This window comes from Pantoea sp. ME81 (genome assembly GCF_903970985.1).
GTDB lineage: Bacteria > Pseudomonadota > Gammaproteobacteria > Enterobacterales > Enterobacteriaceae > Pantoea > Pantoea communis.
The window spans coordinates 1-10,297 of record NZ_CAJCKS010000170.1 but is presented as its reverse complement, the minus strand read 5'-3'; the positions used below and the strand labels follow the sequence as shown (position 1 = coordinate 10,297).

The following is a 10,297-nucleotide window of genomic DNA, read 5'->3' as shown; positions in this document are numbered from 1 at the left end:
CTTCATCAGTAAGGAGAAGGTGCCATGAGCGACCTGAATAGCGCGGCTGCGACTCTACGCAGCGTGAATGGCAAACTGGCGCGACGTCTGCGCGAATCGGCCCCACCGGGCGATCTTACCTGGCCGCAGGTTTCTGTGTTGGGTTATCTGGTGCGCGATGGCGCGATGACGGTAACTGAACTGGCCGGGTTAGAAGGCGTGCGCAGCCAGTCGATGGGTGCGACCGTTGCCAGTTTGCAAGAGCAGGGGTTAGTGAAAGGCGAAGCCGACCCGCTGGACGGCCGTAAAACCCGCTATCTGCCGACCGAAAGCTGCCTGACGCTGATCGCTGCCAATCGTGCACAACGTGATGACTGGCTACTCCAGAGCATGGCAACCACGCTTAATAGTGCGGAGCAGAAAATTTTAATGGCCGCTATTCCCTTACTGCAACGTATTGCCGACCAATAATCCTGAGAGGAATTCCCATGGCTTTAACGACCTTAGACGCAAAAACCGCCCTGATTGTGATTGACCTGCAGCACGGTATTGTCCGCCTTCCTGTTGCGCCTTTGTCAGCCGATGTCGTGGTTGAGCGTTGTGCACAACTGGTTGAGGCGTTTCATGGCAAAAACCTGCCGGTGGTGAAAGTGAATGTCGCCGGTGGCGCACCAGGCCGTAACGAGCAGGCGCGTCACAGTGGCGAACTGCCAGCCGACTGGGCTGTGCTGGTGCCGGAAATGGCGCTGAAAGCTGATGAGATTGCCGTGACGAAAAAGACCTGGGGTGGTTTCCACAACACGGATCTGCACGATCAGTTGCAGCAGCGTGGTATCACTCAGGTGGTGGTGTGCGGTATCGCCACCAGCATTGGCGTGGAATCCACTGCGCGTCAGGCTTACGAGCTAGGTTACAACGTCACGCTGGCAACAGATGCGATGACCTGTCTGAACGCTGATACCCACCAAAACAGCGTTGAGCGTATCTTCCCGCGTCTGGGCGAAACCGGCTCAACCACCGACGTGCTGGCTCTGCTGAAGTAAAACGACTGGTCAGGCATGCTCATGCACTGCATGCGCATTGTCAAAACGGCATAAAAAAAGCCCTGCAATCCGAATAAGGTTGCAGGGCTTTTTTTCAGGCGCGATGTCAGTTACTGAAACGCATAACTTACCGTCAGACCTACACTGTAGTTGCGTCCTGGTGCCGGCTCGTAATAGCGACCGTTGCTCTCATTGACGATCACTGAACCCACATAGGTGCGGTCAAACAGGTTATCCACGCGACCAAACAAGTCCAGCGTCCAGTTCTGCACCAGCCACTTATAACCCGAGTTCAGGCCAAATACGGTATAAGAGGGTGCTTTAACATCATTTTCATCGTCAGCGGCAATGTCGCTCATGTAGCGCACATCACCGCCGGCATACCAGCCTTGATCCGGTGCATAGGCTAACCCGGCATAGGCCATATTACGTGCGATGCCTGGAATACGGTTGCCGTCACAGCTTTCAGTGCCGCAGGCGTTAGAGCGATAGCGCGCATCCAGCAAGGTCCACGCCGCTTTCAGGTGCCAGTCATAACCAAACTCCTGATCCAGACCCAACTCCAGTCCGCGACGACGAGTTTCACCGGCATTTTTATAGCTGGTGCGTCCCTCATAGCTGCTGTCAGAGACGATTTCGTTTTTGGTATCGGTCTGGAACACGGCGGCGGTAATTAAACCGTTACCGATACGCTTTTTAGTGCCCAACTCAACCGTATCGCTGGTCGCCGGCTTCAGATTGAGGTTCAGGCCAGACTGATCGGCTGAGCGATAAGACAACTCATTTAGCGTGGGCGTTTCAAAGCCACGGCCCGCAGACACATAGGCATTCCAGCTATTATCAATCGCATATTTCAGTGAGGCGGCTGGCAGCCAGCGGTGATAACGGCGATTACCGCTGTCATCGGGATCGCTGGAAGTGACGTAATAATCGTTAGAGTCGAAATTCACCGTGCTCAAACGCACACCAGCATCCAGTGACCATTTATCGGTGAACTGCCACGCCGTTTGCAGATAAGGATCGAGGTTCCACATCAGGTTGCGTTCATTGCGGCGCATATCGCCCTGCACGCCGTAATCCGTCACGCCATTGCTGGTGGTGAAGTTCTGATAGCCTTTACGCTTCTCGGTCATGGTTTCATAGTCGAGACCGGCGGTCAGCGTCACGGGAAGGGTGAACACGGTATCGCGATGTGTCCAGCGCGTATCAATCCCCTGATAGTGGCGTGCCAGCGAGATCACGCCGCCGGGATGTCCTTTAGTATTAATCTGCGCACTAGCCGGGATCGATTGATACTGTGTAGTCTCACGCTCACCAGCGTACATCATCACGCTGAGATCGTCGTTCTCGCTCATCTGGCGCTGATAGTGCAGCCCAGCCTGCGTTTGGTCGACGGTTTTGCGCGCGTTGTAGAGCGTTACGTTACTGGCAACCTGACGCGGATTATCTTTCCACTGTGCCTCGGTCAAACCGCCGGGATCCTGCGCATCCACGTGAACGCTGTTAAACAGTAGCGTCAGGGTACTGACATCATCAATGCGCACACCGAGTTTGGCGTTACCGAGGTTTTTCTCTGCCGAGCTGTGATCGCGATAGCCATGGGTGGTAAAGCGCGAGGCCGACACGGTGTAATTCACGTCACCGGCGTGCGTGCCATCACCGGTCGCGCCGCTGGCTTTGACGCTGTTGCGCCAGCTGCCGTAGCTACCGTACCAGGTGCTGGCTTCCAGCGTGGTGGGTTGCTGACCGGTTTGGGTTTCAACATTAATGACACCGCCCGACGAGTTGCCGTACAGGGCTGAGAAGGGGCCGCGCAGTACTTCAACGTGATCAATCGAACCAATGTCGATATTTGAGGTTTGTCCCTGACCATCTGGCATCGTGGCGGGAATACCGTCGACATACAGGCGGATACCGCGCAGGCCAAAGGTTGATCGCGAGCCAAATCCGCGCACGGAAATTTGTAAATCCTGCGCATAATTTTGACGGTTCTGAATCTGCATGCCCGGCACGCTGGCGAGGTTTTCCGAGAGGTTGACGCGTGGTGCTGCATGACGCATATCCTCGCCAGACACCACACTCACCGCCGCGGGCGTATCCAGCTCTGACAAACCGGTGCCCGCGGGCGCGGCACTGACGACCATGGTATTGCTGGCATTATCCGCCGCCATCAATTGCAAAGGGAATAATGCAGGCAGCATCAGCAACGGTGCCTGTCGCAGTAAAGCAATTTTCATTATGAAAGACCGTATAAAAGACGTGGAATGAACCAAATGGAACATTAATCGCGCATATGTTAATAGTTTTGCCGATAAATGGTATTACATTTTCACGCATGATATTAAATAAATGCTGTTATTAGCGTTTTATACCTCAGGCAGGGAGAGGGCTGTGACGTTTGCTGCGTAAAGGCCGTTGACTCATGGCTATTTTGTTGGCAATGGGCTGAACAGGGACAACGCAAACGACTGAGCGGCTGCCGGATGGATTCATAAGCCATAACGATAGTGAAACTGCGCTCACGTTGTCCTTATGCGTCTATCCCGCCAGTGTCATGACGATGGCCTATCACCTTAATAAGACTGAGGTTGTCGGGCAGGAGGATGCTCAGTGAGCCATCGGCGAACAGCTTCGGTCTCTGATCCTACTTCTCGCACCGCCCGGGTAAGTCTTTCCTGAGTCGTATGCAGAGTGAGCGTCCAGTAAGTGATTTGCCACTGTTCAGATAATTCAATGCGCGACAAATTTGACGGGATGCGACGCTGTATAGGGTCTTTCATTTTTATTATCCTCATGACTTAAACACATAATTAATTCTTATCGGATGAGGAGGTGATTTTGTTTTTTTTCTGCGCTGGGGAAAGCAGATTATTCCCTATTACTTTGTTTTAGCCATGATTGGGATGTTTCTTATACAGAAACGAGAAGAATAAGCGTAACGGCAAGCACTGGCTCATGATGTTATCGAATACAAAAAGGATGTCGGCGACACGCAACGATGATTGCTCAAAATAGAGATATTAAAAGCAATCAAACGGATGCGCTTTTTATTTATAAGCTAACAAGACAATAATTTCTTAAAAATATTTGAATAGTGCCTTTTAACTGATGATTCTTCAGCTTCATCCAGCTTTTTGAGCAATTCAAAACACAGTGTTTTACGACTGAGCGTTTTTCCCGCGCTTAAAATTTCGCCCACAACGCGCCCCAGGGCTTCCTCTTCTGAAATATCTTTCGGAGGTGCCACATCCTGCTCCATAGCCATTCTGTGATTCTTCGCTGCATCATTGATGCACATATCAATTCCTCTTAGGGATCACAGGCGTTCAGGAGAGCGCTATGATTAAATTTAATTAGGAAGTGATTATTTCCTAATATGGTAAATGAATTATTCCAGAACCTTCATCACCATAGTAATGGTTTTTTTCCCATTAGTCACATCCTGAACTTTACCTACCACACGCATGCCGAATGCCACGCACAGCAATAAGCCTGCCGCAGTTTCAGCATCCAGTTGAGAGGAAATAGATCCGTCTTTCTGGCCTTCAATAATAAGCGAAACGAGAAAGTTTTGATTACGTAACACGGCCTGCCTGACTAACTCTGAAAGTTCTTCATCCAGCGTTTGCAGTTCAACCGTGCTCCCAACAACCAAACAACCTCTACGCCCTTCAATCTCAACCGCAGAGTCTAAATAAAATTGCAGTAATTCCTCAATCCGCGATCTGCCATCCGGGAAATGTTGCAACCGCTGACGTAAATCGGCATTACGGAGGGCAATGTAGCGTTCAAATACCCGCAAAAAAAGGGTGCGCTTATCAGTAAACGCCTTATATATACTTCCAGCCGTTAAACTCATGGCTTCGCCCAGGTCGGCTATTGATGAAGCGTGATAACCTTTCTTTCTGAATACTATCATTGCTTTATCTAAAACGTCGTCCATATCGAAGACTCGGGGTCTTCCACGTTCTCGAGTGACTTTTAAGCTTTGGTTTTCTGATGACATCGGTAATTATTTATAGAGTGTTAGTTTCCCATTTATCATATGCGAACTTTTTCCAATAATCGAATAGCGATGAATACGAATTCTTGTGTCATTGCCGCAATGATAAAATTAACCCGGTAAATCGTTATCCCATCCTCCTCGCCAGGAAGCCCCCAGTGCTGTTTAAAAGCATGCTGATTACCACTGTGTCTTGTCGGGGTTGAGATTAAAAAATGCCTTTCGGCGCACCTCTCGCCTGGCTGCGCGCAGAAATTTCTGTCAGTCTGACTGTTTTGTCTGAATGCATAAAAGGGAATCAAGATGAGTCAGCAACCGGTTGTCGCGGTATTAGGTTTAGGCGCAATGGGGCACGCTTTTGCCGCCAACTTACTGAAAAAAGGGTTCGTGGTGCGTGGCTGGAATCGCACTCGTGCCAAAGGTGAAAACCTGCTGGATGCTGGTTTGCAGCTTAGCGACAGCGCGGCACAGGCGGTGGAAGGCGCAGATGTGGTGATCGCCATGCTGTCTGACGGCGACACCACGCGTCAGACGCTGACCGAAGCAAGCCGTGCATTGAAGCAGGGCGCGACCGTCTGCCAGATGGGGACTATTGGCGTGGAAGCGACTGATGCGCTGATTGCCGACCTGCAACACGCACGTCCGGATGTGCTCTTTATCGATGCGCCGGTTTCCGGTACCAAAGCGCCTGCCGAAAATGCGCAGATTCTGGTGATGGCCAGCGGCGATCAAAGTAAAGCGCAGGCCGCAGAGCAGGTGTTTGCCGCGATTGGTAAAGGCACACATTGGCTGGGTGAAGCGGGTGCCAGTTCACGTATGAAACTGGTGGTGAACAGCTGGCTGATTGGCCTGATGCAAAGTCTGGCGGAGAGTACTCGCCTGGCGGAGCAGTTTGGTTTCAGCACCGACGATCTGTGGAAAGTGCTGGAGGGCGGTCCGCTGGCGGCACCGTACGCCAAAATGAAACTCGGGATGATCGCCAGTGGTGATTACACCCCGCAGATGCATCTGGTGTGGGCATTGAAAGATGCCAGACTGGCGCTGGATGCCGCAGGTGATAGCAAGCTGCCCGCGCTGGAGAACATCGTTGACGTCTGGCAGCAAGCGGTCGATGCCGGTTACGGCGAGCAGGACCTGGCGGCGGTCTACCAGTACCTGAAACGCTAAATGAGTCAGCGGCTCAACTTCGATTTCAGCTTTCGTCCGCTGGTGCCTTATGCGCACGATTATGTGCACGGTGATGCTGAGTCATGGCATCACCACGATTGTGCGCAGCTGATCCATACCTTGAGCGGCGTAGTGAAAGTCGAAACCCGGCAGGGCAGCTGGATTGTGCCGCCAAGTCGTGGCGTGTGGTTACCTGCGGGCACGGAGCATGCGCTGCATATTGTGGGATCGGTGGCGGCCCGCACGCTGTTTGTCGATCCGCTGGCGCGGGCGGATTTGCCTGCCAGCTGTCAGGTGGTGCAGATTTCCCCGCTGCTGCGTGAGCTGATCGTCAGTGCTCTGGCATTGCCGGATCAATACGCTTCTGGCAGTCGTGCCGAACGCATCTATGAATTGATCCTCGATGAAATCCGCGTAATGGATGTGCTGCCCTTCGGCCTGCCGTGGCCGGAGAGTGAGAGGATGCGTGCACTGTGCCAGCAAATTCATCAGCAACCGGGCGAGAGCTGGACACTCGCGAGAGCGGCCAGCGAACTCTGTGTCGCTGAACGCACGCTGGCGCGGCATTTTAACCGCGAAACCGGCTTGCAGTTCAGCGACTGGGTGCGCCGCGCACGTCTCAGCGTGGCGTTGGCGCGGCTTGCGCAGGGCGAAACGGTGTTAACGGTGGCGCTCGAACTCGGTTATGACAGCCCGAGCGCCTTCAGTGCGATGTTCCGCCGCGTGCTCGGCGTTACACCGGCGAACTACTTTCCTGCGGCAGAAAAGCGTGGGCTGCGTTGAGTAGCGCCTGTAATGAGGCGCGTGTCACATCATTATCGATGCCCACACCCCAGGCACGTTCGCCGCGTGCATTGGTACAGCTAATATAGGTAACAGAGCGGCTGTCACTGCGTTTACCCAGCGTATGCTCGTGATAATCCTCAATGCTAATCGCCAAATCATAGCGCTGACGCAGTGCCGCGACCGCCGCCGACAGCAGCCCGTTGCCTTTACCTTCCAGCGTCAGCGTTTGTCCGCCATCCTGCAGGCGCGCTTTAAACCGCGTTTCCCCTTTCTCATCACTGTGGCTTTCCGCTTCCAGCAAACGCCGCGCAGGCTGGGTTAAGCCGTAATGCTGACAGAACAGCTGCCATAACGCGTGATGGGTCATCTCCTGGCCGTGAGCATCGGTTTGCTGCTGCACAATGCGGCTGAAGTCTTGCTGCAACCCACGCGGTAACTGCAGTCCATGGTTTTGCTCCAGTAGCCAGGCCGCTCCGCCTTTACCCGACTGACTGTTGACGCGAATCACCGCTTCGTAGCTGCAACCGATATCGATCGGATCAAGTGGCAGATACGGCATTTGCCAGATCGCTTCCTGACGCTCATTGCGTTCGGCAAAGCCTTTACGAATCGCATCCTGATGCGAACCCGAAAACGCGGTAAACACCAGCTCACCAGCGTACGGATGGCGCGGATGCACCGGCAACTGGTTACAACGGGTCACCACTTCCAGCACCTGCTGGATATCGCTGAAATCGAGTTCCGGTGCCACGCCCTGAGTATACAAATTGAGCGCCAGCGTCACGATATCGACATTGCCGGTGCGCTCACCATTACCGAACAAGCAGCCTTCAACGCGATCGGCTCCGGCCAGTATCGCCAGTTCGGCGCAGGCCACGCCGGTGCCGCGATCGTTGTGCGGATGCACGCAAATCGCCACCTGCGATCGCTGGCTAAAATGTCGGCAGAAATACTCGATCTGATCCGCATAGACGTTCGGGGTATTCACTTCCACCGTAGCGGGCAGGTTGATAATCATCGGGCGCTCCGGACTCGGCTGCCAGATCGCTGCGACTGCTTCACAAATCTCCAGCGCGAATTCAGGTTCGGTAAAGCAGAACGTTTCAGGTGAATACTGGAAGGTCCATGCGGTGTCGTTTTGTGCTTCACATTGGGCGCGGATTTGCCGTGCCCCGGCGCAGGCCAGCTCAATGATTTCTGCCTTACTTTGACGGAACACGCGCTCGCGGAACAACGGCGCAGTGGCGTTGTACATATGAATAATCGCCTGCGGTGCACCACGCAACGCTTCAAAGGTACGCTCGATCAGGTCGCTACGCGCTTGCGTCAGCACCTGAATCGCCACGCCCTGTGGAATATGATTCTGCTCAATCAGCAGGCGTACAAAGTCGAAATCGGTTTGCGAGGCGGCAGGAAACGCCACTTCAATCTCTTTGAAGCCGCAGCGCAGTAACAACTGCCAAAACTCGAGCTTGCGGGCGCTGTCCATGGGCGTAGCCAGCGCCTGGTTGCCGTCGCGCAGATCGGTGGAAAGCCAGCGCGGTGCCTGGGTGAGCTGGCGCGATGGCCACTGACGGTCGGGTAAATCGATCACCGGGAAGGGGCGGTATTTTTCAGCAGGGTGGTTCAGCATGAGGTTCTCCTTATGGGTCTGTACTCAGTCTGGACCACATCGCCGCACGCTGCTCACGCATAACTGACAAGCTACATTGCGTAACTGACATTTCGTTGCGAAGTTGCCGCAGCAGCCGGGCCCACATTCTGTGAACCCTCGCTATCCCAACCGTTCACAACAAATGTGGGATGATGAGAATCGACGGCCAAAAGCGTTGTACTGCTTATGCGCAGGATGATTTTCCTCAGACGAAATCGGCATCTGGGCTTTTAGCACAACAGGGTAGTCTGGGGTTTTGCGCTATAAGAGAAAATAGAATGAAAAGAAAAGCTTTAGCCCTGTTAGTGATGCTTGCCAGTGGAACCGCTGCGGCGGAAACCGTCACACTGCGCATTGCCGACCAGAAGGGCAATATGCATGCCGAGATGGAAGCGGCGCAGCAGCTCAATAATCTCAATTATAAAATCGAATGGGCGGAGTTCCCGGCAGCGGCACCGCTGGCGGAGGCGCTGAATGCAGGCGCCGTCGATGCGGGGATTATCGGTGACGCGCCGCTGCTGTTCTCGCTGGCGGCGGGTTCGCAGGTGAAAGCGGTGGCAGTGAGCAAATCCGTACCCGCAGGTTTAGCGGTGTTGGTGAGCCCGGATTCAGCGATCAAAACCGTGGCCGATCTGAAAGGCAAAAATATTGCCACCGGGCGCGGCTCAATTGGTCATTTTGAAGCGTTAAAAGCACTGGAAAAGGCCGGTTTAACCGATAAAGACGTCAACTTTCGTTTCCTGACGCCCGCCGATGCGCGCATCGCATTAGCCAACGGTTCAGTGGATGCCTGGTCTACCTGGGATCCTTATACCGCGCTAGCGGAAGTCACCCATACTGGACGTGTGCTGATCAATGGCGTTGGCCTCTCCAGCGGCAACAGTTTCCTCGCGGCCACCGATGCGGCCCTTAAAGATGATGCCAAACGCGCGGCGCTGCAGGATTACGTTAATCGTCTGGCGGCGGCAGATCGCTGGGCGAACAGCCATGTTGATGCGTACTCCACCACGCTGGCAAAAATTATCGGCTTCCCAAAAGAAGCCGCTGCGAAGTCCTTTGCGCGGCGCAAGTCGCATTGGCAAGCCATCGATGATGCCACTATTGCGCAGCAGCAGGACACCGCCGATTTTTATCAAAAACAGGGTCTGATCAAGCAGCGTCTCGATGTCAAACCCACCTTTTATCATGGCCTAAAGGTTGCACAGAACTAACGCTTTGTGCCCCTTTGTTTGGCGAATCAACCGGGCGCGAGTAGCATAGCGCCTATATTATCTCGTTGTGTGATCCCCTATGTTATTTAAAACCTTCGATGGTCATAACGACCTGCTGCTTAATCTGTGGCTGCATCATCGTGACGATCCCGCTGGCGCCTTTTTTTCTGGCATTGAGAAAGGGCATCTGGATTTTCCTCGTATACAGCAGGGTGGTTTTGCCGGTGGGCTCTTTGCACTGTTTGTCCCGCCGCAGCGTTACATCAATGAGGTCGCGCCGCAACGTGCAAACGAGCAGTGGCAGCCGCTGGATATTCTCTGGCAGCAACTCGACATCCTCAAGACGCTGGCAGCGCAGTCCGGCGGGCGCGCCCGTCTATGCCTGACGGCGGCGGATATTGCCAGCTGTCGCCACGATAGATCGGAGGAGGGTCGGGTGGGGAAAGAGGGGCCG

General features: G+C 53.9%; 11 protein-coding genes. 6 read left to right on the top strand and 5 right to left on the bottom strand.

Translation table 11 applies throughout. The features are described 5' to 3' along the window. Positions 1-24 precede the first annotated feature (24 nt). Together H7A81_RS22330 and H7A81_RS22325 are read left to right on the top strand one after the other, a co-directional pair. On the top strand, positions 25-450 hold the full coding sequence (locus tag H7A81_RS22330) for a MarR family winged helix-turn-helix transcriptional regulator (protein ID WP_182058756.1): 426 nt from the start codon (positions 25-27) through the stop codon (positions 448-450). Between the two features lie 17 nt (positions 451-467). Next, positions 468-1,022, top strand: a complete 555-nt coding sequence (locus H7A81_RS22325) for an isochorismatase family protein (protein WP_034827326.1) — start codon at positions 468-470, stop codon at positions 1,020-1,022. Positions 1,023-1,132: 110 nt separating this feature from the next. Here the strand turns inward: H7A81_RS22325 and pqqU are convergent, their stop codons facing one another. The 4 genes from pqqU to H7A81_RS22305 all read right to left on the bottom strand — a co-directional run bounded on the left by pqqU (position 1,133) and on the right by H7A81_RS22305 (position 5,028). Further along, positions 1,133-3,259, bottom strand: coding sequence for a TonB-dependent receptor PqqU (gene pqqU, locus H7A81_RS22320; protein ID WP_182058755.1), 2,127 nt, complete (start codon positions 3,257-3,259; stop codon positions 1,133-1,135). A gap of 336 nt (positions 3,260-3,595) precedes the next feature. Continuing rightward, positions 3,596-3,802 (bottom strand): DUF3606 domain-containing protein, encoded by a 207-nt coding sequence (locus H7A81_RS22315; protein ID WP_072017020.1) that lies wholly within the window; start codon positions 3,800-3,802, stop codon positions 3,596-3,598. Between the two features lie 278 nt (positions 3,803-4,080). Continuing rightward, complete coding sequence (locus tag H7A81_RS22310) at positions 4,081-4,320, bottom strand: hypothetical protein (RefSeq protein ID WP_052127499.1); 240 nt, start codon at positions 4,318-4,320, stop codon at positions 4,081-4,083. A gap of 90 nt (positions 4,321-4,410) precedes the next feature. Continuing rightward, entirely contained in the window at positions 4,411-5,028 is a 618-nt protein-coding gene (locus H7A81_RS22305; protein ID WP_034827323.1) for a TetR/AcrR family transcriptional regulator, read from the bottom strand. A 300-nt stretch (positions 5,029-5,328) separates the two neighbouring features. Here H7A81_RS22305 and H7A81_RS22300 point away from each other — a divergent pair, with 300 nt between their 5' ends. Together H7A81_RS22300 and H7A81_RS22295 are read left to right on the top strand one after the other, a co-directional pair. Beyond that, a complete protein-coding gene (locus H7A81_RS22300; protein ID WP_182058754.1) occupies positions 5,329-6,192 on the top strand; it encodes an NAD(P)-dependent oxidoreductase in 864 nt (287 codons plus the stop codon). Then, positions 6,193-6,975: a helix-turn-helix transcriptional regulator gene (locus tag H7A81_RS22295; protein WP_182058753.1), complete on the top strand. Its 783-nt coding sequence runs from the start codon at positions 6,193-6,195 to the stop codon at positions 6,973-6,975. Here the strand turns inward: H7A81_RS22295 and leuA are convergent. Further along, positions 6,926-8,611 (bottom strand): 2-isopropylmalate synthase, encoded by a 1,686-nt coding sequence (gene leuA, locus H7A81_RS22290; RefSeq protein WP_182058752.1) that lies wholly within the window; start codon positions 8,609-8,611, stop codon positions 6,926-6,928. The genes H7A81_RS22295 and leuA overlap by 50 nt on opposite strands. A gap of 299 nt (positions 8,612-8,910) precedes the next feature. Between leuA and H7A81_RS22285 the strand changes: the two genes are divergently transcribed. Further along, the gene (locus H7A81_RS22285; protein WP_182058751.1) at positions 8,911-9,843 is read left to right on the top strand and encodes an ABC transporter substrate-binding protein; all 933 of its coding nucleotides are present in this window, start codon (positions 8,911-8,913) and stop codon (positions 9,841-9,843) included. Positions 9,844-9,922: 79 nt separating this feature from the next. Then, positions 9,923-10,297, top strand: a 375-nt coding sequence (locus H7A81_RS22280) for a membrane dipeptidase (RefSeq protein WP_182058750.1), incomplete at its 3' end; no start/stop codon positions are given.

Excerpts from the sequence above, each read along its gene's own strand:
- leuA (WP_182058752.1), bottom strand. The coding sequence starts at position 8,611 with ATGCTGAACCACCCTGCTGAAAAATACCGCCCCTTCCCGGTGATCGAT.
- pqqU (WP_182058755.1), bottom strand. The coding sequence starts at position 3,259 with ATGAAAATTGCTTTACTGCGACAGGCACCGTTGCTGATGCTGCCTGCA.
- H7A81_RS22325 (WP_034827326.1), top strand. The coding sequence starts at position 468 with ATGGCTTTAACGACCTTAGACGCAAAAACCGCCCTGATTGTGATTGAC.
- H7A81_RS22295 (WP_182058753.1), top strand. The coding sequence starts at position 6,193 with ATGAGTCAGCGGCTCAACTTCGATTTCAGCTTTCGTCCGCTGGTGCCT.
- H7A81_RS22305 (WP_034827323.1), bottom strand. The coding sequence starts at position 5,028 with ATGTCATCAGAAAACCAAAGCTTAAAAGTCACTCGAGAACGTGGAAGA.
- H7A81_RS22315 (WP_072017020.1), bottom strand. The coding sequence starts at position 3,802 with ATGAAAGACCCTATACAGCGTCGCATCCCGTCAAATTTGTCGCGCATT.
- H7A81_RS22300 (WP_182058754.1), top strand. The coding sequence starts at position 5,329 with ATGAGTCAGCAACCGGTTGTCGCGGTATTAGGTTTAGGCGCAATGGGG.
- H7A81_RS22330 (WP_182058756.1), top strand. The coding sequence starts at position 25 with ATGAGCGACCTGAATAGCGCGGCTGCGACTCTACGCAGCGTGAATGGC.
- H7A81_RS22310 (WP_052127499.1), bottom strand. The coding sequence starts at position 4,320 with ATGTGCATCAATGATGCAGCGAAGAATCACAGAATGGCTATGGAGCAG.
- H7A81_RS22285 (WP_182058751.1), top strand. The coding sequence starts at position 8,911 with ATGAAAAGAAAAGCTTTAGCCCTGTTAGTGATGCTTGCCAGTGGAACC.